The sequence below is a fragment of the Streptomyces sp. NPDC049541 genome, assembly GCF_044465725.1.
GTDB lineage: Bacteria > Actinomycetota > Actinomycetes > Streptomycetales > Streptomycetaceae > Streptomyces.
Genome location: NZ_JBITLY010000001.1, coordinates 347994 through 372890, shown reverse-complemented (window position 1 = coordinate 372890; position 24897 = coordinate 347994). Strand labels below are relative to the sequence as shown.

The following is a 24897-nucleotide window of genomic DNA, read 5'->3' as shown; positions in this document are numbered from 1 at the left end:
GCTGTGCCCACGCGGAACGGCGGCGGAGCCGGTACGTCAGCTCGTCCATAAATCCCACAAACGGGTCAGGATCGGCAGGCCGCCGCAGCGCTCAGCGTGGAGTGAGGGCCGGCAGGAGCACATGCGCGGCGGCCCTCAGGGTCTGCTCGGCGCCGGCGAAGGCGGCCAGCGCCGCGGGCTCGATCGGCCGGCCCGGCCTGCCCTCGGGCCAGGGGCGGGTGGTGAACACGAGATAGGCGTAGCCGCGTTCGGCGACCGCCGCGAGCCACTCGGGCGGAGCGGCGCACCGGGCGCCCAGCTCCGGCATGGTGACGAAGGCCTGCCCGGCCTCGAGGAACAGGCTGACGGCGGTCCGGGCCCCGGCGGTGCCGTCGACGAGGCCCCCGCCGACCCGCAGCCCGTTGCCGGCCAGCAGCCCCTCGACCGCGGCGGACGTCGCCTGCGGACCGCCCTCGGCGTCCCCGAGGGAGTAGGCCAGCAGATACGGCAGGTCGCCCCCGTCGGCGGCGGCGCCGCTCCAGGGCAGCAGGACGAGGGTGCCGAGGTCGGTCATGCGGAAGGGGCGCGTCTCGGTTGGGGTTGAGGTCATCGCGCGACCTTATCGACGGGTTGCCGAACGGCCCGCTGCCTTCTCACCCGAATGACCGACGGGCCCGGGCGAGGTTCACCCGACCGTTGCCGCCGCGGCGAGGACCTTGCCCAGGGCGCTCACCATGCTGCTGACGGCCGGGGGGACCCTTTCGGCGTCGCCGGAGGTGGCGGCCACGATCAGGGCGTCGACCGCCTTCTTCAGAGCGGTCAGCGCGTCCCCCTTGACCGCCTTGGTCCGCAGCGGGGTGGCCTTGGCGATGGCGTCCTTCACGGCGTCGCCGAGCTTCTGCGCCTCGACGACGGACAACTGGCCGCCGTCGGCCTTCAGTACGGCGCTCAGCAGTCGGGCGACCGGAGTGAGCACACCGCCGATGTCGCCGAGCTTCTTGATCTGCGGGATCAGTTCGTCCGCCCCGGGGACGGGTCCGAGGGATGACGTGCGGGCGCGTTCCCGTGCGGAGCCGGCCGCGACGGCGGCCGGGGCGGCGATGCCGACCAGGAGGGCGGCGCTCAGAGCGACGGACGCGATACGCCGTGCGGGCAGTGCACGCATGGGGGTTCCTTTCGAGAACACTCAGCGGTAGACGCGAAGGTGGGCGACGGCGAAGGTGAGGGGGCCCGGACCGGAGGGGGCCGGGTGGTACTGGCCGGCGCTCAGCGACAGATTGAGGATCAGATACGCCGACCAGTCGGCGCCCACTCCGGTGCGGTCGCGGAAGACCCGCTCGCCGTTGACGTACCAGTCGACGGAGTGCTTGCCGTACCGGCTGCCGATGGTCACCCACTCGTCCGGGGCGATCGCGGAGGCATCCGTGTGGCAGGCGTCGGCGTGGTTGACGTGGTTGGACAGTTCCAGCAGGTGCGGGTTGTCGGGGTGGTACTCGAAGGTGTCGATCTCGTGCCCGCCGTCCTTCCAGGTCCACAGCGCCGGCCAGGCGCCGGTCCCGGAGGGCAGTCTGACCCGGGTCTCGGCGTAGTCACCGGTGCGCACCTGGAAGCCCTCGGCGGAGTACTCGGTGGTCAGCAGTCCGGTGTGCCAGGCCTGCAGGCCGTTCTCGAGGGTGTGGCCGGCCGGGGTGGCGGTGAAGGTGGCCACGCCTTCGGAGACGGTCACACAGCCGGGGCTGAGCCAGTCCAGCTTGTTGTCGTCCGGATTGTGGTTGCCGTAGCGGTAGGCGCTGGTTCTGTCGCCGACCCATTTGGTCCCCCAGGCGAGGGGGGCGTCGAACTCCTCCGACCAGATGAGCGACCTGCCGGTGGCGAGGGCAGGGGACGCGGTCGGCGTGGGCTGGGCGCTGTCGGCGGTCATGGCGGTGAGGGTAGGGCCGCGAAGCGGCCGCCCCGGCCGAAGCAGCGACAGGACCACTGGAATTCCTCTTTCACACTACCCATCCGGTCGAAACCGGACCCACCATACGATCAATTGATTCACCGACCATGTGAATCCCTTTGACGACACCGTAAGCAAAGCATTGTTCACCCCTGCGACTTTCATGCGTATGGAGTAACGCATCGCTTTTACGGAGGGCATGGACTGCTATGTTCTCCAGCCGTCGGATCAGAGGTAACTTTCAACCGAGGTGAATCATGAAGAAGGCAATTTTCACCACTGCGGCGTTGGCCATCGGCGCGGGCCTCGTGGGTGGGTCCGCCGTCGCGGCGTCGGCCGCCACCCCGCCGGCCGCACCGGCCGCGTCGGGCGGCCTGCTCGGTCTCATGTCCCCGACCAAGGTGACCCCGGCGGTGGTGCCCGCGGCCGACGTCGTGTCGCGGCTGGCCCGCAACGGCAAGCTCGCCAACGGCAGCGCCTTCGACAAGCAGAAGACCCCGGGCGTCTCGGGCGTCTACCTCGACGGCATGGACCCGAACGCGTCCAAGAAGCCCACGATTCCGGTCAAGAACCCGGCCGGAAACGGCGTCGTTCAGGTCCACCCGCTGCAGGCCCCGACCTCCGCGGGTCTGGGGAACCTGCTCAGCAAGTGACAAGACGGAAACCGTAGGAGCCGGCCGTACCGGCGAAAGCCCTCATACGAAGCATTTGTCCGGCCCACCGGCCCTCTCCCCTCCGGTGGGCCGGACACATGTCGGCGCCCGCGCCCTCTTCGGATTGTCGTTCATTTACGCCACACGGATTCCGGATCCAATCCGGTCCGATCCCCAGGAACCTGCGGCATTGCGCCATCCGACGGAATAAACCTTGTTTAGGCGCCCGTCCCGTGACTTATACGCGCATATCAAGGTTTCCTGACACGCAAGCGTGCGCAACCGTGAATTGAGGAAGGAACTAAGTTGCCCAGGAAGTTCGCGGTCATCACTGCCCTCACCCTCGGCGCTATGGTCAGCAGCGTCGGTCTCGCCTCGGCCAACGACACCAACACCACCGTCAAGGGCGGCAGCGGCTTTGCCGAGTCGCCGGTCGTCGTGAACGCCCCCCAGCAGGGCGTTCTGGTAGTCAACGGGACGCTCATTGACGGCCGTTGCATCGCCCCGTGGTCCAACGGGTCCGTGCTCGGCGGCGTCGCGGCCCCGAACTCGCACTACGCGGCGTGCAACACGGCGGCCGTCGACCAGTCGCAGAACAACCCGTACGCGGGTGGCCTGCTCTTCTGACCCCTGCGCCGAGTAACTCGGAGCAGGTGCAACACCCAAAACAGCCCGGAAAGGCGCATCTCATGCGTAACAAGGTTTCGGCCATTTCCGCCCTCGCCGCGGGCCTCGTCCTCGCGGCGGCCGGCACTGCCGCGGCCGAGGACTGCACCGACGTCTCGGGTGGTGGCGGCTTCTCGTCGTCCCCGGTCGTCGTCAACGCTCCCCAGCAGGGCGTTGCCGTCGTCAACGGCTCGGTCGCCGACCTCCGTTGCGTCGCGCCGTGGTCCAACGGTTCCGTGCTCGGCGGCGTCGCGGCCCCGAACTCGCACTACGCCGCATGCAACACGGCGAAGATCGACCAGTCGCAGAACGCCCCGTACGCGGGCGGGCTGCTCTTCTGACCTGCTCCGAGCAATTCGGAGCACGGAAATCCCAACCGCCCCACCGAAAGGCGCATCCTATGCGTAACAAGGTTACGGTCATTACCGCCCTCGCCGCGGGCTTCGTGCTCGCGGCCGGTGGCGCCGCCGCGGCCAACGACTCCAACACCACCGTCACCGGCGGAAGCGGCTTCTCGCAGTCCCCGATCGTCGTGAACCAGCCCCAGCAGGGCATCGCCGTCGTCAACGGCTCGCTGATCGACGGGCGCTGCATCGCGCCGTGGTCCAACGGTGCCGTCCTCGGTGGCATCGTGGCTCCGAACTCGCACTACGCCGCGTGCAACACGGCGGCCGTCGACCAGTCGCAGAACTCCGCCTACGCGGGTGGCCTGCTCTTCTGAGCCACACTTCACTCGATGGCGGTCCGCCGGAACTCCGGCGGGCCGCCATCGGCTTTTTTGTGCCCTGCTTTCCCCACTCTGTTTCCCTGCTCTTCACCCTGTTTCCGCTCTTCTTTTCCCGCTCTCTTTATCAAGCTTTTCCGGACTCCGTACACGCCCGCTCCATACACGCACGCGGGGCCTGTCTGCAGCTGCTGCAGACAGGCCCCGCGATCAGGAGGTGGCCGACGAAGAGCGCGCCAACAAGGAGGGAAAGGCGCTCCAGCGGGTCATTCCAATGGGCACAACGGCGTTCTGTCGCCTGCGGTCACTCCGAATCCATCGTTCGGCCCAGCGCGCGAAGTGCGGACGCATATGCCGAAGGGCCGACTCCGAGGAATGCGGAGCCGACCCGAGTCGTGGATCCGCCGGCTACTTGCCGACCGGGAGCCCGCCCAGCAGCTTGCCGTCGGCGGCGGTCGCGGGAAGGGCCGGGTTGGGCAGGGTGCCGCCGACGACGGGGCCCTTCATGCCCGCCTCCTTCATGCTGCCCTTCACGCTGTCCTTCACGCTCTGCGCCACCTGACCGACGTTGTCGCCCACGAAACCCGTCGACACCTTGGCTGCCGTGGGGACACCGCTCGCGACCGTCTTCCCGCTGTCCACGAGTCCCCCGGCCGGCATGTCCTTCGCGCCGGCGGGCACAGCCACCCCGGCAAGGGCGAGGGAACCGGCTACGACGGCGGCAGCCTTCAGAGTCTTCATCGTGTGCCTTTCTTTCGTAAGTCGTCTTCGAGCGGCCTAACGAGAGCGCGGCTTCCGGGAAACCCTGTTGCCGTTGCCGTGGCTCCAAACGGGTGATCCGGGGCGACAAATAGCTCATTGAAACGCCACCATTCCGACACAGATGACCGGTCCGCAGATAAATACGGGTGAGCGGCTAGAGTGGCTCACCTCGTGATTTCAGCGATGCCGGTTGAACAACGAACCTCACGCTCTCGAACGGGTGCGGGTTTTTATATCAAGAAGCACGAGCCGCACGTCCTGGCCCCGGCTCGGACTCTTTTGTTCGGAAGGGCATCCTCTCCCATGCGTTTTTCCCCACGCGTGCCGCACATCCTGCATGTCACGCAGCCCGTCGAGGGCGGTGTCGCGCGGGTCGTGGCGGACCTGGTGGCGGCTCAGCTCGCCGCCGGGCTGCGGGTGACCGTGGCCTGTCCGGAGCGTGGCGCGCTGACGGACGCTCTGCGCGCGCCGGGCTGCACAGTGCTGCGCTGGGACGCGACCCGCTCGCCCGGGCGCCGACTTCCGGGTGAGGTACGGCGGTTGGCGCGGATCCTGCGCGAGGTGCGGCCGGACCTGGTGCACGCGCACAGCGCGAAGGCGGGACTCGCAGCCCGGCTGGCCGTACGCGGCGCTCTCCCGACCGTCTTCCAGCCGCACGCCTGGTCGTTCGAGGCCGCCGAGGGGGTCGTCGCGCGGCTGGCGCTGGGCTGGGAGCGGTCGGGGGCGCGGTGGGCGACGCGGATCGTGTGCGTCAGCGAGGCGGAGCGGCGGACCGGGGAGCGGTGCGGGATCAGCGCCCCCTGGCGGGTGGTCCCCAACGGTGTCGACACGCTCAGGTTCCGGCCGGAGGGGGACGTCTCCCGGTCCGGGCCGGGGCCGCTCGTGGTGTGCGTGGGCCGGCTGTGCCGCCAGAAGGGGCAGGACGTGCTGCTGCAGGCGTGGCCCGAGGTGGAACGGCAGGTGGCCGGGGCCCGGTTGGCGCTGGTCGGCGAGGGCCCTGACGCGGACCGGCTGCGCTCCCGTGCGCCCGCATCGGTGCTGTTCGCGGGTGCGGCGCCCGACGCGGCCCCCTGGTACCGGGCAGCCGACGTCGTGGTCCTGCCGTCCCGCTGGGAGGGCATGGCGCTCGCCCCGCTGGAGGCGATGGCCTGCGCCCGCCCGGTCGTGGTCACGGACGTGGACGGGGCGCGCGAGAGCCTGCCGTCCGAGCAGCTGCCGTACTGCCTGGTGCCGCCCGAGGACCCCGGTGCGCTGGCGCGGGCGCTGACCGCGTTGCTGCGGGACGAGCCGCTGCGCGCGGCGCTGGGAGCGCAGGGCCGCCGGCATGTGCTCGCCGCCCACGACCTGCGGCAGACGGCGGACGCCGTGACCGACGTGTACCGCGAATTGCTCGGCGAACTGCTCGGCGTCGTTGTCGCGCCGGTCGCCGTACCCAACTAGAGCAGGAAGTGCATCACCAGATGACTGCGGAAAGTACCGTTCCCCCTCGTACGGGGCAGCAGCCGCGGGCGGCCGAGCACGCCGTCTCCGTTCTCGCCCCGCGCGGCCCCGCAGCCGGACGTCGACTGCCCGCCGGACACAGAGAGAGCCGGCCGCGGCGGGCCTTCAGGGGGACGCTGCCGCTCGTCGACGGCGGCGCCGCCCTGCTGGGGGTCCTGGTCGTGCCCGGGGCCCCGAGGTATCCGCTGGTCGTCGCCCTGCTGGTGCTGGGGGTGATCGGGCTGAACCGGCGGGCCCGTCTGTACGACAGCTCCCAGGTGCGCGGGGTGCTCGACGAACTGCCCGCCGTCTGCGGACGGATCGCCGTCGGCTGGGGGGCCGTCGGGGCGCTCTCGCCGCTGCGGCCGCTCCCGCCGGCCGTACTGGCCGGCGCGTTCGCCGTACAGTGCGCGGCGGCCTGTGCGGGCCGCGCGGCGGTGCACGGGCGGCGGGCCCGGCGGCGCCTGCCCGATCCCGCGCTGGTGGTCGGTCCCGTCGCGGTGGCCCGGAAGGTGGCGGCCGCGTTGCTGCGCCAGCCGGGCTGCGGGGTGCGGCCGGTGGGCGTGGTCGGCGACGGCCTCGACGTCCTCGCCCGGCCCGGTGAAGGCCATGAGCTGCCGCTGCTGACCACGGATCAGGCGGCGCGCCGGGCGGTCATCCAGAACGGTGTGGAGACGGTGCTCGTCGTGGGCGCGGCCACCCGGGTGGAGAAGACCGCTCTGCTGCGGGATCTCGCCGCGTACGGCTGCGTGGTGTGGGAGCTGGACGCTGACGCGCCCTCGTACGGCCTCGGCGGGCGCCGCGAGGCGGGCGGCCATCTGGCGGGTTTCCCGCGCAGGCTGCTGTGCCCGGGGCGCGGCCGGCGCCGGGTCGGCGTGGGCAAGCGGGTGCTGGATGCGGTGCTGTCGGGCTCGCTGCTGCTGCTCGCCTGCCCGGTGCTGCTGGTGTGCGCGGCGGTGCTGCGGGTCATGGACGGGCCCGGTGTGCTGTTCCGGCAGGAGCGCATCGGCAAGGACGGGCGGCCGTTCACCCTGCTGAAGTTCCGCACCCACCGGCCCGCCAGCGCGCACGAGGCGGCGACCCGCTGGAGCGTGGCGAACGAGCAGGAGATGAGCCGCTTCTGCCAGTTCCTGCGCCGCACCTCGCTGGACGAGCTGCCGCAGCTGTGGAACGTGTGCCGCGGAGACATGAGCCTGGTCGGACCGCGGCCCGAACGGCCTTATTTCGTCGCCAAGTTCAGCCAGACCTACCCGGGTTACCGGGAGCGTCACCGGATGCCGACCGGGATCACCGGGCTCGCCCAGATCCACGGGCTGCGCGGCGACACCTCCATCGAGGACCGGTGCCGCTTCGACAACGCCTACATCGACAACTGGTCGCTGTGGCAGGACATCTGCATCCTGGCGCGTACGGCGGCCCTGTTCGTACGGCCGACGGGGAGCTGAGCGCGGGTGAGCACTACCTCGGCGGCCTCCGTACCGCTCGCGTGGCCACTGCCGGCGCTGCAGCGGGCCGCGCCCGTACTGCCCCTCCTGGCGGTGATCGCCCTCATGGGGCTGCCAGCCGAGACGGACAGCGGCGCCACGCCCGCCGACCTGACCTGCGGGCTGGTCCTGCTGTGGGCCGCGGTACGCACCCTGCGACGGGCGCAGCGCCCGCTGACGCGGACGGCGGCGGTCGTACTCGGGCTGCCCGTGGTGGGGATCGCGGTCTCCGCGACCGGGGCGGTGACGCCCGGCGACGCGGTCACCGGCCTCGCGCGCTATCTCCAGGTGTTCGTGTTCGTCCCGCTCGCGATGGTGCTGCTGTTGCGCGACCGGCGCGATGCCCGGCTGGTGCTCTGGGGGCTGGCCGGTCTCGCGCTGTGGCAGGGGGCGGTCGGGGTGAAGCAGTACCTGACCGGAACCGGGGCCTCGTACCAGGGGGCCTACATCCGGGCGGTGGGCACGTTCGGGCCGCACGACGTGATGGGGATGGCGTCGGTCGTCGCGGCCGGAGTGGTGTCGCTGACCGGTCTGGCGCTCGGGACGGGTGCGCGGCGGCAGCGGGTCGCGGCCGCCGTCTGTGCGCTGGCGCTGCTCGTGCCGCTCGCGCTGTCCTTCAGCCGGGGTTCCTGGATCGCCACGGCCGTGACCTGCGGGGCGCAGCTGCTGCTGGCCGGGGTGCGGCGGGCGGTGAAGGTGTTCGCGGCGGCGGCCGCGGCCTCGGTGGTGCTGGTGGGCGGGTTCGGCGTGGGCGGCTCGGCGCTGCAGGAGCGGCTGACCAGCATCACCCAGGTGGCCGGCGCACCGGACCAGTCGGTCGTGGACCGCTACACCATGTGGGCGGCCTCCATCGACATGTGGGACGAGCACCCGGTGCGGGGCGTCGGCCTGAAGGCGTTTCCCGCCTACCGGGACTCGCACGCCTCGCTCGCGCTGTCCTCGGGCAGCGACACGGAGGGCGACGGCCAGGCCTTCCGGCGCCAGCCGCTGCTCTCCCCGCACAACATGTACATGCTGCTCCTGAGCGAGCAGGGCCTGCTGGGCCTGGTCACCGTCGCGGGCAGCTGGCTGGCCCTGCTGGTGTGCGCGCTGCGGCGGATGCGGGCGGCGGCGGACGCGCGGGACTGCGCGCTCGCCGCGTGCGGGCTGCTGCTGTGGCAGCTGGTGAACTTCCTGTACTCCGACATCGGGGGTCCGTCCACCACGCTGACGGGGCTGTGCTTCGGGGTCGCCGCGTGGTGGGCGTGCCATCAGTCGTCTGCAGCGCCGTCGTGGCTGGTCGCGCCCCGCGGCGGAGCCGCAAATGGGCACAGCCCCGCGCCCCTTTGGGGCGCTGCCGTACCGCCTACCACTGAATCGGACCCCCGGTGAATCCCGGACCCGCGAAGACCGCGGGCGCTCCCGACGCGGCCGACCTGGACGGCGCCCTCCCTGCGGACGGGGTCCCCAGCGCGGCCGCCACACGGCAGGCCGACACCCCCTCGGCCCGCTTTCTGGCCCGGGCGACGCTGCTGTCCGCCGCGTTGTCCATGGCCGGGGCGGTGCTCGGGCTGGCGCGGGACCAGGCGCTCGCGCATCTCTTCGGGGCCGGTGCGGAGACCGACGCGTTCCTGGTGGCCTGGACGGTGCCCGAACTGGCGGCGACCCTGCTGATCGAGGAGGGCATGGCGTTCGTGCTGGTGCCCGCGTTCAGCGTGGCGCTGGCCCGGCGGGCGCTCGGGAACAGCACTCCCGATCCGGTGCGCGCCCTGGTCGCCGCCTCGCTGCCGCGGCTGTGCCTCGCCTTCGCCGCCACGGCCGCCGCACTCGTGGCCGGGGCGCCCCTGCTGGTGGACGCCCTCGCGCCCGGCCTGCCGGACCCGTCGCTCGCGATCGCGTGCACGCGGCTGACCGCGACCTGTGTGCTGAGCTTCGGGCTCGCCGGGTACTGCAGTGCCGCGCTGCGGGCCCACCGTTCGTATCTCGCGCCCGGTGCGATCTACATCGCGTACAACGTCGCGATCATCTCCACGATGTTCGTCCTCGGAGTGCACTGGGGCGTGCGGTCCGCCGCCCTCGGGGTCGCGCTCGGCGGGTGCCTGATGGTCGCCGTACAGACTCCGTCGCTGGTGCGGCGGCTCGCCGGGCGGTCCGGCCGCAACGACTGCGGGTACGAGGACGACGGCGGGCGGCCGCTCGCGCCGGGCCTGGTCTGCGCGGTTCTGCTGTTCGCGCTGTGCCGGCAGTCGCAGGTCCTCATCGAGCGGCACTTCGCGTCCGCGCTGCCCGCGGGCGCCATCTCGCACCTCAACTACGCCCAGAAGGTCGCCCAGTTGCCGATGTCACTGTCGATGATGGTGTGCATCGTCACCTTCCCGGTGGTGGCGCAGGCCATCGCCGAGGGCGACACGCGGCGGGCCCGGGACCGGGTCGAGCGGGACGTGCTGCTGATGGCCTGTCTCGTCCTGCTCGGCGCCGCGGTGGTCGTGGCGTGCGCGCCGCAGATCGTCCAACTGCTCTTCCAGCGTGGGGCGTTCACCGCCCAGGACACTGCCGCGACCGCCGCCGTGATGCGGGTGTACGCGGCCGGGCTGCTCGGGCAGACCCTGGTCGGGGCGCTCGTGCGGTCGTACTTCGCGGCCGGCCGCACCACCTGGTTCCCGCTGGGCGCGATGGGCGTAGGCGCGTTCGCCACCGTCGTCATCGGCGCCTTGGCCGTGCGTCCCTGGGGCGCCTGCGGCATCGCCGCGGCCAACGCGACCGGCATCACCCTCACCGCGCTGCTCATGCTGCACGGCCTGGGGCCGCGCAACGTGCCGGTGCGGGTGCGGCGGGTCGTCGCCGAACTGGTCCGGCCGGTGTGCGCGGCCGCGCTCGCCACCGTCGCCGGTCTGGTGGTCGCCGGGCTGTTCACCTCGCCCGCGGCGGCCGTCACCGCCTGCTGCGTCTGCGTGACCGTCGTCTTCCTGCTGCTGGCCTGGGTCCTCGACGCGGCGGACGCCCGGTCCCTTCTGCTTCCCCTCGCGCAGTCACTCCGTCATTCCGTCACACGAAAGCTGGGTCATGGTCGCTGACGTCTCCGCTGCACCGCGCAAGGCCGAACCGGATCCCAGATCGTCCGCGAGAAGACGGTCCAAGCGGGGTCCCGCCGTCTGGGTGGCCATGTACCACTCGGTCTCGGACTGCCCGGACGACCCGTACAACGTCACCGTCACCCCCGACCGTCTCGACCGCCAGTTCGCCTGGATGTCGAGCCGCGGACTGCGCGGGGTGAGCATGCGCGAACTGCTCGCGGCGCGCGCCCGCGGCACCGAGCGTGGCCTGGTGGGACTCACCTTCGACGACGGATACGCCGACTTCACCGGCGACGCGCTGCCCGTGCTGCGCCGCTGGGGTTTCACGGCGACCGTGTTCGTGCTGCCCGGCCGGCTCGGCGGCGAGAACGCCTGGGAGCCGCTCGGACCGCGCAAGCCGCTGCTCGACGTGGACGGCATCCACCGCGCGGTGGCCGCGGGCATGGAGGTCGCCTCGCACGGCCTGACCCACCTCGACCTGACCAAGGCCACGGACGAGGTGCTGCACTCCGAGGTCAGCGACAGCCGCCATCTGCTCGCCGGGATCACCGGCACCGACGTGGAGGGCTTCTGCTACCCGTACGGGTATCTCGACGAACGCGTCGCCGCCGCCGTGCGCCTGGCCGGCTACCGCTACGCCTGCGCGATCACCCCCGGTCCGGACGGCTGCGGCGACTTCGCGCTGCCCCGGATCCATGTCGGGGAGATCGACACCGTCGTACGGCTGGAGCTGAAGCGACGCCTGGCCCGGTTCTTCGGCCGCTCCGTGGAGGCCGTGTGAGGGCCCTGCATGTCATCACCGGTCTCGGCGTCGGCGGAGCGGAACAACAGCTGCGGCTGTTGCTGCGGCACCTTCCCGTGCAGTGCGAGGTGGTGACCCTGACCAACCCCGGACCGGTCGCCGCGGGCCTGGCCGCCGACGGCGTCCGCGTCGTCCACCTCGGCATGGGCGGCAACCGCGACCTCGGTGCGCTGCCCCGCCTGACCCGGCTGATCCGCACCGGCGGCTACGACCTCGTCCACACCCATCTCTACCGGGCCTGTCTCTACGGCCGGATCGCCGCGCGGCTCGCGGGAGTCCGGGCGGTGGTCGCCACGGAGCACTCGATCGGGGACACCGCGCTGGAGGGCCGGCCGCTGACCGCGGGTGTCCGTGGCCTGTACCTGGCCGGCGAGCGCCTTGGCCGCGCCACGGTCGCCGTCTCGCCGACGGTGGCCGAGCGGCTGCGCCACTGGGGCGTGCCCGGGGCACGCATCCACGTCATCCCGAACGGCATCGACGCGCCCCGGTTCCGCTTCGACGAGGTCGCCCGCAAGGAGGCCCGGCTGCACCACGGGCTGCCCGAGGACGCCTATGTCGTCGGCGGGGTGGGCCGCCTCACCCCGGGCAAACGCTTCGACCTGCTGCTGCGCGCCCTGTCCCGGCTGCCCGGTGACGTACGGCTGCTGCTGGTGGGCGGCGGGCCCGAGGAGACGGTGCTGCGGCGCACCGCGCGGGCGCTGGGGGTCGCGGACCGGGTGGTGCTGGCGGGCGAGCGGCCGTATCTGCCGGGCCCCCGTGACAACGCGCCCGGTCTGGTCGACCTGCTGTCGGCGATGGATGTGCTCGTCTCGCCGTCGACGCAGGAGGCCTTCGGGCTGGCGGTGGTGGAGGCGCTGGCGGCCGGGCTGCCCGTGCTGTACGCGAGCTGCCCCGCCGTCGAGGACCTGCCGCCGGACGCGGCACCCGGCGCGCGGCGCGTCACCGGCTCCACCGGGGCGTACGTACGGGAGCTGCTGCGGCTGCGGGCGGCGGGACCGGGTGAGCGATGCGTCCCGGACGCCGTACGCCGCTACGACATCGCGTGCAGCGCCCGGCAGTTGATGGATGTCTACACGGCCGCCCTGGCCGGCTCGACCCTGGAAGTGAGTGCTCCATGACCGACAACCCCGTTCAGCGTGCCCGCCTGTCGCGCCGTGAGCGCGCCCGTGTGCAGCGGATGCCCGCGTGGTGGCTGCTGCCGGCCGGCGCGCTGCTCGGTGCCGTGGCCGGCGGCACGTACGGACTGGTGAAGCCGCCGCAGTACACGGCGACGAGCTCCGTCGTCGCTGTGGCGGCCGGCGGCCGCTCCGATGTCGACTGCGCCGACGCGCTCGGCTTCGCGCAGGCGTACGGTCGGGTGGCCCCGCAGCTCGCGGTGCTCGGGGACGCACAGGTCGAGGCGGGTGTTCCGGCCGCGTTCCTGCGCAAGAGCGTGCAGGTCGCGACCTCGCCGGACGCACCGATGGTCTCGGTCTCGGCGACCTCGTCGAGCCCCGCCCAGGCCGCGGACATCGCCAACGCCGTGTCCGGCGCATTGGTCACGCAGGCGGGCCACACCAAGGCCGGCACCGGCATCCGGCTGGAGCCGCTCGCCCGCGCGATGCGGCCCGCCGAGCCCTCGTCCGCGTCCTGGAAGCTCACCTCGCTGGTGGGTGCGTGCGCCGGTGGTCTGCTGGGCGGGCTGGCCCTGATGACACGGCCGCGGCGCAAGGCGGACGACGACAGCCCCGGCCAGCCGACGGTGCCCGCCCCGACCCATGCCGCGGACGCCCGCGGGACCCTCGGATGACCGCGTCCGGCCATACGCTCTCGGTGGAACTGTGCACCGACGAGCGCACGTTCGCCGCGCTGGCCGGGGAATGGGGACGACTGCACGACGCCTGCCCGTCGGCGACACCGTTCCAGAGCCACGCCTGGCTGCACTCCTGGTGGCTCTCGTACGGCACACCCGACGGGCTGCGGCTGTTCCTGGTGCGGCGGGGCGGTGAACTGGTGGCCGCCGCACCGCTGATGCGGGTCCGGCACCCACTGCCGAAGCTGGTGCCCATCGGCGGCGCCATCTCCGACTTCTGCGACGTGCTGCTCGACGAGAAGGAGGCCGAGCCCGGCAGCCGGGCCCTGGCCGACGCCCTGACCGAGGCGGCCCGCACCGCGCTGATCGACTTCCGGGAGGTGCGGCCGGGCAGCGCGGTGGAGCAGGTCTACGGCCGCTGGCGCGGTCCGCGCCGCAGGCTGCGCGACTCCACGTGCCTGGAACTGCCCGCCGTACCGATGAACGAGCTGGTCAAGCGGCTGCCGCCGACGCGCGCCCAGCGGGTGCGCAACAAGGTGAACAAGCTCGGGCGGCTCGGCGTCGAGTGGCGGGTCGTCGGCCACGAGGAGACGGAGACCGCGCTGCGTCGGCTCCTGGAACTGCACCGACTGCAGTGGCAGGGCAAGAAGATGACACCGGAGCACACCCGGCCTCAGTTCCTGGAGCACCTGGTGCGTTCGGTGGTCCCGATGGCCCGCTCGGGGCAGGCCGCGGTGACGGAGTTCCTCCTCGAGGGCGCGGTGGTGGCGGTCAATCTGCATCTGCTGTCGGGGCGGCTGCTCGGCGACTACATGTACGGCTTCCACCCGGGGCTGCGGGAGCGGAAGGTGGACGTGGCGACGATGCTGCTGCGCGCGTCCACCGAGCATGTGGCGCCCACCGAGGAGGGCCGGGTGCTGAGCCTGATGCGCGGCGACGAGCCGCACAAGTACCGCTGGTGCCCCGACACGGTCTACAACCAGCGTTTCCTGCTGGCCGGGCGGCGCACGGCGCCACTGCTGGCGGCCACCCTCTGCGCGGCCGCCGCCCGGTACGGGGCCAAGTCGGTCCGGCGCATGGTCCCCGACTCCAAGGACCACTGGTAGCAGCGCACTCAGGGCGAGGGGGCGGGCGGTACCTGCGGGGTGACGGGCGGTGTGGGCACGGCGGGCACCGGCGGCGTCGGCGCCGCCGGCGCCGGGGGCTCGGGAACTGCCGGTGGCGGGGGCGTGGGCACCGGCGTCGGCAACGGCACCGGTGTCGGCTCCGGTGGCGCGGGCGGCTCGGGTGGCACGGGGACCACGGGCACGGGCGGGACGGGCACGACGGGCAGCGGCGTCGGCTCCGGCAGGACGGAGCTGGCCAGCACCGCACGGTAGGTGGCGGCGGCCCGGGGATTCTCGGTGCACAGCCACACGCCGTGCGGGCAGTAGTCGGTGATCGTGTTGTACAGCGGCTTGTGCTCGTCCATCCAGGCGAGCATGCGCAGCATGTAGGTGACGTCGTCGCCGTTGCGGTACAGACCCCACTCCGGGTACGAGATCGGCTTGTGGTGCTGCCGCGCGAAGTCCACGTGGAACTGCAGGCCGTAGGGCTCCGAGACCTCCTCGTCGAACGACATGCCACGCGGCTGGTCGTAGGAGTCCATGCCGACGATGTCGACGAAGTCGTCGCCGGGATAGCACTTCGGCCACGGAATCGAATCCGCACCCCGGTTCGGGGCGAAGTCGAACCTGAACTTCTGGCCGGGAATCGAGCGCATGACGGTGACGATGCGCCGCCAGTAGCGGATCCAGTCCTCCGGATCGGGGCCGCAGCGGTGGGTGTACGTGGTGCCGTTCATCTCCCAGCCGAGCACCAGGACCGTGTCCGTCGCGCCCAGGGTCACCAGGCGCTGCGCCAGCCGCTGGAAGTGCTCGTCGAACTCGCCTGCCGCGGCGCGCCGCAGCAGCCGGGCGACGGCGATGTCGGAGACCTGTGCCTCGTTGTGCTCCATCAGCGGGACGTTGAGGACGAGCAGCCGGTCGGGCTTGTCGAGGCGCCACTTGGCCCAGCTGTCGAGGAAGTGGTAGCCGCCCTCGATGTTCTCCCACACGTCGCCCGGCAGATAGGTGTGTCCCACGCGCAGTTCGGTGCCGCCCAGCCAGCCGCTGAACTCCCGCAGGCGGACCAGCCCTTCGGGCTCGGAGTCGAGGAAGGCGCCGAACGCGGCGCGTCGCACGTCCGCCACCGAGTAGGCGCGCGCGTCGTTCGGAGGCGGGCCGGGCCGGCCGGGATGCCGTGCGGCATCGGCCGGGGAGGCCGGGCCCCAGGCGAGAGCTGCCGACACGATCGCCGCTGCAGTGATGATCGCCAGCCGCCTGTGGGCGGACCGGCGGCGATGAGGGGTCATTCATCCTCCTTTGCCGCAATTCCGCACATTAATGACACACAGTCATATATCACTTAATCGCACCACTTGAGTCCGGCGATCGGACAGGGATCACCCGCATGAGTGACCCGGTCGGGCCGTCAGCCGCCGTACAGCGCCTCGATCTGCTCCGCGTACGCCACCGTCACGGCGTGCCGCTTGATCTTCAACGACGGGGTGAGCATTCCGTTGTCCTCGGTGAACTCACCCTCGACCAGGGCGAAGGAACGGATCGACTCGGCGCGGGAGACGGCCTCGTTGGCGTAGTCCACGGCCTTCTGGACGTCGGCGCGCATCCGCGGATCCCGGACGACCTCCGACATCGGCGTGTCCGCCGGCAGCCTGCGGACCGTCAGCCAGTGGGCGACGGACTCGGGGTCGAGGGTGATCAGGGCGGCGACGAAGGGACGGTTGTCGCCGACGACGATGCACTGGCCGATCGGCGACCGGCTGCGCAGCCGGTCCTCCAGGACGGCCGGGGAGACGTTCTTGCCGCCGGAGGTGACGAGGATGTCCTTCTTGCGGCCGGTGATGGTGAGGTATCCGTCCTCGTCGAGGGAGCCGAGATCACCGGTCGCGAACCACTCGTCCCGCAGTACGGCGTCGGTGGCGGCCGGGTTGTTCCAGTACGCGCCGAACACCACACCCCCCTTGATGAGCACCTCCCCGTCGTCGGCGATGCGCACCGCGGTGCCGGGGACCGGGACGCCGACCGTGCCCGGGCGGGGCCCCAGGGGCGGGACGATCGTGGCGGCGGCGCTCGTCTCCGTCAGGCCGTACCCCTCGTAGACGATGATTCCGGCGGCGTAGAAGAACAGGTTGAGGTTGCGGTCGAGCGGGGAGCCGCCGCTGATGGCGTAGCGCATACGGCCGCCGAGTTCCTTGCGGATGCGGCGGTAGACCAGCAGGTCGTACAGGGCCCAGGCGGCGTAGAGGGCGGGGCTCGGGCCCTTGCCCGTCCCCAGGAACTTGTTCAGATACGCCTGTCCGAAGCGGACGCCGATGCGGTCCGCGCGCTCGAAGGAGGCGCCGCGGCCGATCTTCTCGGCGGTCGCCCGGCCCGTGTCGTGGATCTTCTCGAAGAGGTACGGGACGCCGACCAGGAAGGTCGGGCGGAACTCCTTGAGGGCCGGGCGCAGTTCGTCGGGCTTGATGCTCGGGCAGTGGCCGATCTCGATGCGGGCCATCAGACAGGCGATCTGGAGGGTGCGGCCGAGGATGTGGGCAAGCGGGAGGAAGAGGAGCGTGGCGGCGACCTGGCGGGTGACCTCCTTGAAGATCGGGTGGAGCAGTTCGACCGTGTTGGCGGCCTCGGCGTGCAGATTGGCGTGGGTGAGGACGCAGCCCTTCGGTTTGCCGGTGGTGCCGGAGGTGTAGCAGATCGTCGCGGTCGTGTCCGGGGTGAGGGCGGCGCGGCGCTTGGCGACCTCCTCGTCGGGGAGGTGGCGGCCGAGGGTGACCAGGTCGGTCATGGCACCCTCGCCCAACTGCCATACGCGCGGCCGCCGTTCGTGCCGGGACGTGCCCGTCGTCACCGTGGCGGCGTTCTCGGCGGTCTCGGTGACGACGAAGCGGGCGTCCGAGTCACGGACGATCCACTCCACCTGCTCGGCGGAGGACGTGGCGTAGATGGGGACGGTCTGGCCGCCCGCCGCCCAGATCGCGAAGTCCAGGACCGTCCACTCGTAGCGGGTGCGGGACATGACGGCGACCCGGCCGCCCGGTTCGAGACCGGCGGCGATCAACCCCTTGGCCACGGCGGTGACTTCGCGGGCGAAGGCGTCCGCGGTCACCGGCTGCCAGGTGCCGTCGTCGTGCTTCCGGCGCAGCACCACGGCGTCGGGCGCCTCGGCCGCGTTGGTGAAGGGGAGGTCGGCGGTGCTGCCGGCGGTCGGGGGCGGGGCGAGGGCGGGGGTGCGGGCCTCGCGCACGACTCCGTCCTCGTCCCTGACGACCTCGACCCTGGTGCGGGACGCGAGGTCGGTGCGCCGTTTTGCCCTCTTCAGGTCCTTGCGTACGCCCATGACGGCTCCCGGTCGGCTCTGACTGGGAGGTCAACTTACTCGCAGGTAAGGAAAGGTCAATGGGGCGGCGGTGAGTGGACTGACGTTCTAGCCCTGACTGCGGTCGGCCTGGTCTATCGCGTCGGCGAGCCGCTGTACGTCCTTGTCCTCCGTCTTCTTCGCCAACTGCTCGGCGCGGTCGTGGAGTTCGCCGAGGCCGGGGTCGCCGGGCAGGGAGCGCCAGCGGTCGTCGCCCTGGCGGAGGGCGTCGGCGAAGTAGGCGGCCACGGCGGTGACCTGGAAGCGCGGGCTTGCCTTCCCGAGGGAGTCGCTCAAGGCGCCGGTCTCCAGTTCGCCGGACTTCTCGTGCGGGTCTCGGGTGTCGGGGTCGAGCCAGCGGACGGTCGCCGTGGCGAGGTGGCCGTCGGCGCCCGGCCTGGTGCGGACGGCGTAGAGGGCGGTGACGGTGTGGCCGGGGCCGACCTCGCCGCCGTCTACGCGGTCGTTGCGGAAGTCGTCGTCGGCGACCCGGCGGTCCTCGTAGCCGACGAGGCGGAACTCGGCGACCGTCGCGGGGTCGAAGGCGACCTGGGCCTTGGCGTCGCGGGCGGTCAGGTCGATGTTCTGCGGGAGCTGGTCGCAGAAGACCTTGCGGGCCTCGCCCTCCCCCGAGACATACACGGTGTGGCCGTCGCCCTTGTCCGCGAGGCGTTCCATGAGGGCGTCGCCGTAGTCGCTGCCGACGCCGACGCCGAAGAGGGTGATGCCGTACTCGCGGCGGGCCGAGGAGATGCGGTTCAGGATCGAGTCCGGGTCGGTGTCGCCGTCGTTGGCGAGGCCGTCGGAGATGAGGACGACGCGGTTGGTGGCGTTCTCGCGGCGGCCCTCGACGGCGGTGGCGTAGCCGGTCTCGACGCCCGCGCCGAGGTTGGTGGAGTAGGTGGGCTCCAGGCCGTCGATCGCGTGGTGGATCTCGCCGCGGTGGCCGCCGAGCCGGGTCATCGGCAGGACCTGCTCGGCCTTCTCGCTGAAAGTGACGAGGGCGACCGAGTCGTCGTCGCGCAGCCGGTCCGTCATCGTGTCCAGGGACTTCTGCGCGAGGTCGAGCCGGCCGGGCTCGGACATGGAGCCGGAGATGTCGATGACGAAGGTGAGGGCTGCGGGCGGTCGTTCACCACCGTCAGCGGCCGGGCGGGTGGCGAGGCCGACGCGGACCAGGGACCAGTTCTTCTCGTCGGTGCGGGCGCCGTCGACGGTGACCGTGAAGCCGTTGCCGTCGGGGCGTTCGTAGTCCTGGCGGAAGCTGTTGACGAACTCCTCCGGGCGGATGGTCGAGGGATCGGGGCGCTGTCCCGCGGCGAGGGTGCGGCGGGCGTAGCCGTAGGACGCCGTGTCGACGTCCAGGGCGAACGTGGAGAGGTGGTCGTCCGGGGTCGGGGACGGGCCGGCGAACCTGTCCTCGCCTTGCTGCTCGCCGGCCGTCGGGCCGGCAGGGGCCGGAAAGCCCGTCCCGTGCGAGCCGTCCGAGGCCTTGTTGCTGCTGTCGGAGCCGCCCGCACTGCAGGCCGTGAGCAGCAGGCCGCTCGTCGCCGTGAGGGCGAGAAGAGCTGCGCGCAGCCGTCGGGTGCGGCGGTGTGGCGTGCCCGGGCGTGGTGTGCGGTACCGCTCCATCTTCCGTGCCCCCTTGGTGTGTTGACGCCGACGTCTGTGACTGTGACGGTGCAGGGGGTCGGAATGTGCGGCACGGGGTGTTGCGGATGAATCTCAAGACGGCCACGATCATGGCCGGTCGAGACCGGTGGGTGATCCTCCGTTGACCTAGGACACCACGTCCTTGCGGGCGAAACCCCGGAAGGCCAGGGCGAACAGCACGAGCGCGTACGTTATGGAAATCGCCGTGCCCTGGATCATGCCGGACCACTCGGGATGCGGCTGGACGGCGTCCGCCCAGGCGAACTGCCAGTGCGCGGGCAGGAAGTCACGCCAGTGGCCGAGAGCCGTCACGGCGTCCAGGACATTGCCGACGATGGTGAGTCCGACCGCGCCGCCGACCGCGCCGAGGGGCGCGTCCGTCTTCGTCGAGAGCCAGAACGCCAGCCCCGCGGTGACCAGTTGGGACACGAAGATGAACGCCACGACCACCAGCAGGCGCTGGGCCGCCGTCCCCGAGTCCAGCGCACCGCCGGTGGGGATCTGCAGCGGGCCCCAGCCGTAGGCGGCCGTGCCCACGGCCAGTGCCACCACCGGGAGCAGGATCATCGCGGCCAGGCTGAGGCCGAGTCCGACGACGAGCTTGGACCACAGGAGGCGGGCCCGTGGGACCGGTGCGGCGAGCAGATAGCGCAGGGAGGACCAGCTCGCCTCGGACGCCACGGTGTCCCCGCAGAACAGGGCGACCGGGATGACGAGCAGGAAGCCCGCGGAGACGAAGAGATTGACGGCGGCGAAGTTGGCTCCCGACGCGGTGGCCGTGTCCATCAGCGTCACCTGGCCGTTGCGACCGTTCGGGTCGCCGCCGATCGCGAACGCGATGAGCAGCACGAACGGCAGCGCGGCGAGGATCCCCGCCATGATCAGCGTCCGGCGCCGCTTCAGCTGCCGGGCCAGTTCGACCCGTAGGGGCAGGGTGCGGGCGGCCCGGTAACCGGAGGCGGCGTGGAGGGGCTCGGTGTGCTCGGCCAGCGGGCTCATGCGGAACCTCCGATCAGGGTGAGGAACGCATCCTCGAGGCGGCGGTGGGGGCCGAGGGAAGCCACCGGGACTTCCAGGCGCACCAGCTCTACCAGGAGGTCGGCGGCGGTGCCCGTGCCCGTGCGGGCGGCTGGGGGTGGTTCGGTGAGTGCCGCGATTTGCCGTCGTTCGTCTCCGGCGCCGTCGTGGCTGGTCGCGCCCCGCGGCGGAGCCGCTGATGTATGCAGCCCCGCGCCCCTATGGGGCGCTAGCCGTACCAGGAGGCCTCCATCCGTCCGTACCGCTGACTCGACGCCCGGTAGGGCCGCCACCTTTTCCAGCAGCGGGTCCGGGATGTCGGAGGCCAGGCCTACCAGGAGGGTGTCGCCTGAGCCGATGATGTCGGACACCGGGCCTGCCTGGATCAGGCGGCCGCGGTCCATGACGACCAGGTGGGTGCAGGACTGTTCGACTTCTGCCAGGAGGTGGCTGGAGACGATCACCGTGCGGCCGGCGGCCGCGTAGCGGATCAGCACCTCTCGCATCTCGCGGATCTGGGGCGGGTCCAGGCCGTTGGTGGGTTCGTCGAGGATGAGCAGGTCCGGGAGGCCCAGCATGGCCTGGGCGATGGCCAGGCGCTGGCGCATGCCCTGGGAGTAGGTGCGGACCGCGCGGGCCAGCGCGTCCCCGAGGCCCGCGATCTCCAGGGCCTCGTCCAGGTGGGCGTCCTCGGGCGGGCGGCCCGTCGCCTGCCAGTACAGCTCCAGGTTCTCGCGGCCGGACAGGTGCGGGAGGAAGCCCGCGCCCTCCACGAACGCGCCGACCCGGGACAGGACCGGGGCGCCGGGGCGGATCGCCTGGCCGAAGACGCGGATCTCGCCGCCGTCCGGCCTGATCAGGCCCATCAGCATGCGCAGGGTTGTGGTCTTGCCCGCGCCGTTGGGACCGAGGAGGCCGAGCACCTGGCCCTTCTCCACCCGGAAGGACAGGTCCCGTACCGCATAGCGGTCCGCCGACTTGGCGTACCGCTTGCTCAGGTCCGTGATCTGGAGCGGGACGTCCGCCAGTTCGGGAGCCGGGGCCGGCGCGATCGTGCGACGGCGGCCGGTCAGCAGCAGGGCCAGGGCGAGCATCGCGCCGACCAGCGGGAGCCACCACACCCAGGACGGCAGCGGGGCGGCCGCGGTCGTCACGCCGGGTGCCGTCGGCACCTTCAGGTCGCCCTTGAGGGAGACGGTGTACGTCGCCGGGGCGGTCGGGGAGGCGTAGCCGAGGTCGGTGGAGGCGAGGACCAGGCGCAGCCGGTGGCCCTGCTCGACCTCGTGGTCGACGGCGGGGAGCGTGATCGTCACGTCCTTGCCGGCCTTGGCGCCCTCGACGCGGACGGGGCTCACCAGTTGCGAGGGCAGCACGGGTGCGCCGCCGCCGGGACCGACGTCGTACACCTTTCCGAACACCACGGCGTCGTCGCTCGTCGACCTGACGTGGACGGTGACGGTGGGCGATCCGGTGATGCGCAGGCCGCTGCTCACCGGTGCCGACTCGAATTGCGCGTACTGCCCGGGGAAGTCCAGTGACACCCCGACGCCGAGCGAGGACAGCTGGGCGAGGCCGCCGGCGCCGCCGAGGCCGGGCAGGGCGGAGACGGCGGGCGGGCTGGCACCCGCGGGGTTGGCGAAGCTCTGCTGCGAGCCCCTCAGCCGCACGGAGCGCTGTCCGCTCTCCAGGCCCGGGTAAGTGTCGTCGGTCGCTCCGCGCAGCACGGCCGCGCCGTCCGTGGAGTCGACGCCTCCGGTGCGGGTGATGCGGAAGGCCGGGCCCGTGTCCGTGCCCTTGTCGCCCTTGAGGTACTGGTCGAACCAGGCACGCACGCGTGCCTGGACGCGGCTCGTCTCCATGTCGCCGCCGTCGTGCCCGCCGGCGATCCAGTCGACGTCGACCGGGGCGCCATTGGCACGGATCGCCTTCGCCGCCGCGTCCGCCTGGCCGAGCGGGAAGAGGGAGTCCGTCTGGCCCTGCACCAGGAGCGTCGGCACCTCGATGCGGTCGGCGACGGCGGACGGGGAGCGGGCGGCCAGCAGCTCACGCGCCTGCGCGTCCGGCTTGCCCGACTCCGCGACCCGCTCGTACATCCGGCACAGCTCGGGCTGGAACCTGCCGCAGCCGCCTCCGGAGTTGATGAAGATGCCGGCCCACAGCTTCTTGAAGACGCCGTTCGGGAACAGGGCGTCCGCCAGGTTCCAGTAGGTGATCGCCGGGGCTATGGCGTCCACCCGGTGGTCGTACCCCGCTGCCAGCAGGGAGATCGCGCCGCCGTACGAGGCGCCCGCGACACCCACGCGCGGGTCGCCGGGCTTGTCGAGCTGGACCTGCGGCTGCTTCGCCAGCCAGTCGATCAGTTTGGAGACGTCGGCGACCTCGCCCTTGGGGTCGTTCAGTCCGATCTTGCCGGTGGACTTCCCGAAGCCGCGGGCCGACCAGGTCAGCACCGCGTAACCGTCTCTCGCCAGGTCCTCCGCCTGCTGCCGGACGTCCTGCTTGCTGCCGCCGAAGCCGTGGGCGAGCAGGACGGCGGGGTGGCGGCCGCCGGTGGAGGCGGGCGTGAAGTACGAGGTGTCGATCCGCACCCCGTCCATCGCCATGATGCGGTCGGTGCGGTGCACCGGGGTCTTGTCGTCCGAGGCGACGGCCGTCCACGTTCCCGCGCCTGCGAGTACGACGACGGCGGCCCCGGCGGCGAGCAGCCTCCGGGGCCCCCGAAACAGCCCTCGCAGGCGGGGCAGTCGAAGATCCATGTCTCAACGGTACGGGGCGTCTCTGACAGTTGGGGCAGACCGGGGGGTGAGCCGGGGGTAGCCCGTGGGAGTACGGGGTGATCTGCCTGTACCGCAGGTGCTGTACGGCTACTGGCTCGGTTGCTTCTGTCGTTGGCCGAGTGCGGGTTCGTCGTGGCTTGTCGCGCCCACGCCGCGGAGCCGCATATCGATACCGCCCCGCGCCCCTTATGCCCGCTGGTCCTCCGGAAGCGATACGAGCCACCGGGATTCGCGGCGCGGGCGCAGGTAGAAGGCCCAGTAGAGAGTGGCCACCGCCGTGATGCCGCCCGTCCACAGCAGGTAGCTCGTCTCCTGCTGGGTGAGGATGTAGGCCAGGACCGCGATCAGGAGGATCGGCATGGCGGGCCACAGGGGCATGCGCCATGCCGGGGTGTGTTTGTGGGAGCCGCGGCGGGAGAGGAGGGCGGCTACAGCCACGAGGAGGTACATGCCCGTCACCGAGACGCCCGTGACGCCGTACAGGGTGTCCAGGTTCACGAAGCAGAGCAGGGCGCCGGGGACTCCGACGGCGAGGGTGGCGACCCAGGGGGAGCCGAAGCGGCCGAGCTTGGCGAAGAGGTGGTTGACGGGCTCCGGCCAGGCCTTGTCGCGGGCCGAGGCGAACAGGACACGGGAGTTCTGGATGACCATGACGATGCCCGCGTTGATGATCGCGAGGGCCACGCAGAGGCTGACGAAGGTGCCGACCGCGGAGTTCGACCAGGCGGTGACCATGGAGCTGATGTCGCCGCCGGTCAGCGTGGAGAGGTCCGGGGCGCCCATGGTGATCGCGACCACCGGGACCAGGATGATCACCGTCGAGATGGCGAGGGTGGCCAGGACCGTGCGGGCGACGTTGCGGCGCGGGTGCTCCAGTTCCTCGGAGAGGTAGACGGCGGTCGAGAAGCCCTGGGTGACGAAGAGGGCGATGGCCAGCCCTGACACCACCATCATCGCCGTCACCGTGTCCGTGTGCCGGCCGGAGCCCGCCACCTGCAGGGAGACCAGGCTCCCGGCGCCCCGCTCGCTGTGTGCGAAGCCCAGGACCGCCACCACGGCCGCCGCGATGACCTCCAGGACCAGGAAGATGCCGGTGATCCAGGCGTTGGCCCGCAGGTCCAGCAGACCGGCGAGCGTCGCCAGGAGCATGACTCCCGCGCCCGCGACCGCCGGGTCCAGGTGCACGACCGGTGCCAGGTAGTCCGCCGTGCCCATCGCGATCACCGGCGGGACGATCATGACGACCATTAGGGAGAGGACGAAGACGAGCCAGCCCGCGAGCCGCCCGGCCATCGTCGAGACCATGGCGTACTCGCCACCCGCGCTGGGGATCAGGGTGCCCAGCTCCGAGTAGCAGAACGCCACGGCGATACAGAGCAGGGAGCCGATGGCGATCGTCAGGGCGGTGGCGGTGCCGAGCGAGCCGAACAGGTCCGGGACGACCACGAAGAGCGTGGAGGCGGGGGTCACGCAGGAGAGGGTGAGGAGGGTTCCACCCACCACGCCGATGGAGCGCTTGAGCTTCTGAGGGCCGTGGGGCGCGTCGACGACGGTGTCGACGGGGCGGAGCGTGTCGGTCATGCGCGGTTCCGATCGCCAGGAGCAGCAGATTGCGCCGATGGAATCCCAACGAAAACCAGCGCGTCAATAGCTGTTTACCTA

The 24897-nt window shown here is 71.7% G+C and carries 22 protein-coding genes; 12 read left to right on the top strand and 10 right to left on the bottom strand.

Annotation, left to right across the window (positions count from 1 at the left end; all coding sequences use genetic code 11):
• Nucleotides 1–91 precede the first annotated feature (91 nt).
• From ACIBW9_RS01700 to ACIBW9_RS01690, 3 genes are all read right to left on the bottom strand, one after another.
• Nucleotides 92–589: a DUF5949 family protein gene (locus ACIBW9_RS01700; RefSeq protein WP_398950162.1), complete on the bottom strand. Its 498-nt coding sequence runs from the start codon at nt 587–589 to the stop codon at nt 92–94.
• A 75-nt stretch (nt 590–664) separates the two neighbouring features.
• Nucleotides 665–1144: a hypothetical protein gene (locus tag ACIBW9_RS01695; RefSeq protein ID WP_398950160.1), complete on the bottom strand. Its 480-nt coding sequence runs from the start codon at nt 1142–1144 to the stop codon at nt 665–667.
• Between the two features lie 21 nt (nt 1145–1165).
• Entirely contained in the window at nt 1166–1900 is a 735-nt protein-coding gene (locus tag ACIBW9_RS01690; protein ID WP_398950158.1) for a beta-glucanase, read from the bottom strand.
• Nucleotides 1901–2178: 278 nt separating this feature from the next.
• Here ACIBW9_RS01690 and ACIBW9_RS01685 point away from each other — a divergent pair, with 278 nt between their 5' ends.
• The 4 genes from ACIBW9_RS01685 to ACIBW9_RS01670 all read left to right on the top strand — a co-directional run bounded on the left by ACIBW9_RS01685 (nt 2179) and on the right by ACIBW9_RS01670 (nt 3961).
• Nucleotides 2179–2574 (top strand): hypothetical protein, encoded by a 396-nt coding sequence (locus ACIBW9_RS01685; protein ID WP_260326584.1) that lies wholly within the window; start codon nt 2179–2181, stop codon nt 2572–2574.
• Between the two features lie 306 nt (nt 2575–2880).
• Entirely contained in the window at nt 2881–3201 is a 321-nt protein-coding gene (locus tag ACIBW9_RS01680; RefSeq protein WP_398950156.1) for a hypothetical protein, read from the top strand.
• Nucleotides 3202–3263: 62 nt separating this feature from the next.
• A complete protein-coding gene (locus ACIBW9_RS01675) occupies nt 3264–3581 on the top strand; it encodes a hypothetical protein (protein WP_115908088.1) in 318 nt (105 codons plus the stop codon).
• A 59-nt stretch (nt 3582–3640) separates the two neighbouring features.
• A complete protein-coding gene (locus tag ACIBW9_RS01670) occupies nt 3641–3961 on the top strand; it encodes a hypothetical protein (RefSeq protein WP_398950154.1) in 321 nt (106 codons plus the stop codon).
• 411 nt (nt 3962–4372) lie between these two features.
• On the opposite strand, the gene ACIBW9_RS01665 is transcribed toward ACIBW9_RS01670, so the two are convergent.
• Nucleotides 4373–4705 carry a hypothetical protein gene (locus ACIBW9_RS01665; protein ID WP_398950152.1) on the bottom strand — a complete coding sequence of 111 codons (333 nt, stop codon included), beginning with the start codon at nt 4703–4705 and terminating at the stop codon, nt 4373–4375.
• 324 nt (nt 4706–5029) lie between these two features.
• On the opposite strand from ACIBW9_RS01665, the gene ACIBW9_RS01660 reads away from it, so the two are divergent.
• The 8 genes from ACIBW9_RS01660 to ACIBW9_RS01625 are packed head-to-tail and all read left to right on the top strand — an operon-like array spanning nt 5030 to nt 14442.
• Nucleotides 5030–6166, top strand: a complete 1137-nt coding sequence (locus ACIBW9_RS01660) for a glycosyltransferase (protein ID WP_398950150.1) — start codon at nt 5030–5032, stop codon at nt 6164–6166.
• A 20-nt stretch (nt 6167–6186) separates the two neighbouring features.
• The gene (locus ACIBW9_RS01655) at nt 6187–7650 is read left to right on the top strand and encodes an exopolysaccharide biosynthesis polyprenyl glycosylphosphotransferase (RefSeq protein WP_398950148.1); all 1464 of its coding nucleotides are present in this window, start codon (nt 6187–6189) and stop codon (nt 7648–7650) included.
• Between the two features lie 6 nt (nt 7651–7656).
• Complete coding sequence (locus tag ACIBW9_RS01650; RefSeq protein WP_398950145.1) at nt 7657–9060, top strand: O-antigen ligase family protein; 1404 nt, start codon at nt 7657–7659, stop codon at nt 9058–9060.
• Nucleotides 9057–10742 carry a murein biosynthesis integral membrane protein MurJ gene (gene murJ / locus ACIBW9_RS01645; protein WP_398950142.1) on the top strand — a complete coding sequence of 562 codons (1686 nt, stop codon included), beginning with the start codon at nt 9057–9059 and terminating at the stop codon, nt 10740–10742. The genes ACIBW9_RS01650 and murJ overlap by 4 nt, the downstream gene beginning before the upstream one ends.
• On the top strand, nt 10732–11523 hold the full coding sequence (locus ACIBW9_RS01640) for a polysaccharide deacetylase family protein (protein WP_398950140.1): 792 nt from the start codon (nt 10732–10734) through the stop codon (nt 11521–11523). Before murJ ends, ACIBW9_RS01640 begins: the two co-directional genes overlap by 11 nt.
• A complete protein-coding gene (locus tag ACIBW9_RS01635; RefSeq protein WP_398950138.1) occupies nt 11520–12662 on the top strand; it encodes a glycosyltransferase in 1143 nt (380 codons plus the stop codon). Before ACIBW9_RS01640 ends, ACIBW9_RS01635 begins: the two co-directional genes overlap by 4 nt.
• Complete coding sequence (locus tag ACIBW9_RS01630) at nt 12659–13333, top strand: lipopolysaccharide biosynthesis protein (protein WP_398950136.1); 675 nt, start codon at nt 12659–12661, stop codon at nt 13331–13333. The genes ACIBW9_RS01635 and ACIBW9_RS01630 overlap by 4 nt, the downstream gene beginning before the upstream one ends.
• The gene (locus ACIBW9_RS01625; protein WP_398950133.1) at nt 13330–14442 is read left to right on the top strand and encodes a GNAT family N-acetyltransferase; all 1113 of its coding nucleotides are present in this window, start codon (nt 13330–13332) and stop codon (nt 14440–14442) included. Before ACIBW9_RS01630 ends, ACIBW9_RS01625 begins: the two co-directional genes overlap by 4 nt.
• Nucleotides 14443–14450: 8 nt before the next feature.
• Here ACIBW9_RS01625 and ACIBW9_RS01620 read toward each other — a convergent pair whose 3' ends face one another.
• From ACIBW9_RS01620 to ACIBW9_RS01595, 6 genes are all read right to left on the bottom strand, one after another.
• A complete protein-coding gene (locus ACIBW9_RS01620; RefSeq protein ID WP_398950132.1) occupies nt 14451–15728 on the bottom strand; it encodes a glycoside hydrolase family 26 protein in 1278 nt (425 codons plus the stop codon).
• A gap of 119 nt (nt 15729–15847) precedes the next feature.
• Nucleotides 15848–17770 (bottom strand): AMP-dependent synthetase/ligase, encoded by a 1923-nt coding sequence (locus tag ACIBW9_RS01615; RefSeq protein WP_398950130.1) that lies wholly within the window; start codon nt 17768–17770, stop codon nt 15848–15850.
• Nucleotides 17771–17857: 87 nt separating this feature from the next.
• Complete coding sequence (locus ACIBW9_RS01610; protein WP_398950129.1) at nt 17858–19420, bottom strand: von Willebrand factor type A domain-containing protein; 1563 nt, start codon at nt 19418–19420, stop codon at nt 17858–17860.
• A gap of 147 nt (nt 19421–19567) precedes the next feature.
• The gene (locus ACIBW9_RS01605; RefSeq protein WP_398950127.1) at nt 19568–20440 is read right to left on the bottom strand and encodes an ABC transporter permease; all 873 of its coding nucleotides are present in this window, start codon (nt 20438–20440) and stop codon (nt 19568–19570) included.
• Nucleotides 20437–23214, bottom strand: a complete 2778-nt coding sequence (locus ACIBW9_RS01600) for a CocE/NonD family hydrolase (RefSeq protein ID WP_398950125.1) — start codon at nt 23212–23214, stop codon at nt 20437–20439. Before ACIBW9_RS01600 ends, ACIBW9_RS01605 begins: the two co-directional genes overlap by 4 nt.
• 207 nt (nt 23215–23421) lie before the next feature.
• Nucleotides 23422–24816 (bottom strand): APC family permease, encoded by a 1395-nt coding sequence (locus ACIBW9_RS01595; RefSeq protein ID WP_398950123.1) that lies wholly within the window; start codon nt 24814–24816, stop codon nt 23422–23424.
• Nucleotides 24817–24897: the final 81 nt, after the last annotated feature.

What these genes read in the sequence shown, in the direction of transcription:
- ACIBW9_RS01620 (WP_398950132.1), bottom strand. Translation starts at nt 15,728, where the DNA reads ATGACCCCTCATCGCCGCCGGTCCGCCCACAGGCGGCTGGCGATCATC.
- ACIBW9_RS01695 (WP_398950160.1), bottom strand. Translation starts at nt 1,144, where the DNA reads ATGCGTGCACTGCCCGCACGGCGTATCGCGTCCGTCGCTCTGAGCGCC.
- ACIBW9_RS01605 (WP_398950127.1), bottom strand. Translation starts at nt 20,440, where the DNA reads ATGAGCCCGCTGGCCGAGCACACCGAGCCCCTCCACGCCGCCTCCGGT.
- ACIBW9_RS01600 (WP_398950125.1), bottom strand. Translation starts at nt 23,214, where the DNA reads ATGGATCTTCGACTGCCCCGCCTGCGAGGGCTGTTTCGGGGGCCCCGG.
- ACIBW9_RS01700 (WP_398950162.1), bottom strand. Translation starts at nt 589, where the DNA reads ATGACCTCAACCCCAACCGAGACGCGCCCCTTCCGCATGACCGACCTC.
- ACIBW9_RS01625 (WP_398950133.1), top strand. Translation starts at nt 13,330, where the DNA reads ATGACCGCGTCCGGCCATACGCTCTCGGTGGAACTGTGCACCGACGAG.
- ACIBW9_RS01595 (WP_398950123.1), bottom strand. Translation starts at nt 24,816, where the DNA reads ATGACCGACACGCTCCGCCCCGTCGACACCGTCGTCGACGCGCCCCAC.
- ACIBW9_RS01670 (WP_398950154.1), top strand. Translation starts at nt 3,641, where the DNA reads ATGCGTAACAAGGTTACGGTCATTACCGCCCTCGCCGCGGGCTTCGTG.
- ACIBW9_RS01640 (WP_398950140.1), top strand. Translation starts at nt 10,732, where the DNA reads ATGGTCGCTGACGTCTCCGCTGCACCGCGCAAGGCCGAACCGGATCCC.
- ACIBW9_RS01685 (WP_260326584.1), top strand. Translation starts at nt 2,179, where the DNA reads ATGAAGAAGGCAATTTTCACCACTGCGGCGTTGGCCATCGGCGCGGGC.
- ACIBW9_RS01610 (WP_398950129.1), bottom strand. Translation starts at nt 19,420, where the DNA reads ATGGAGCGGTACCGCACACCACGCCCGGGCACGCCACACCGCCGCACC.
- ACIBW9_RS01690 (WP_398950158.1), bottom strand. Translation starts at nt 1,900, where the DNA reads ATGACCGCCGACAGCGCCCAGCCCACGCCGACCGCGTCCCCTGCCCTC.
- ACIBW9_RS01630 (WP_398950136.1), top strand. Translation starts at nt 12,659, where the DNA reads ATGACCGACAACCCCGTTCAGCGTGCCCGCCTGTCGCGCCGTGAGCGC.
- ACIBW9_RS01615 (WP_398950130.1), bottom strand. Translation starts at nt 17,770, where the DNA reads ATGGGCGTACGCAAGGACCTGAAGAGGGCAAAACGGCGCACCGACCTC.
- ACIBW9_RS01660 (WP_398950150.1), top strand. Translation starts at nt 5,030, where the DNA reads ATGCGTTTTTCCCCACGCGTGCCGCACATCCTGCATGTCACGCAGCCC.
- ACIBW9_RS01665 (WP_398950152.1), bottom strand. Translation starts at nt 4,705, where the DNA reads ATGAAGACTCTGAAGGCTGCCGCCGTCGTAGCCGGTTCCCTCGCCCTT.
- ACIBW9_RS01675 (WP_115908088.1), top strand. Translation starts at nt 3,264, where the DNA reads ATGCGTAACAAGGTTTCGGCCATTTCCGCCCTCGCCGCGGGCCTCGTC.
- ACIBW9_RS01655 (WP_398950148.1), top strand. Translation starts at nt 6,187, where the DNA reads ATGACTGCGGAAAGTACCGTTCCCCCTCGTACGGGGCAGCAGCCGCGG.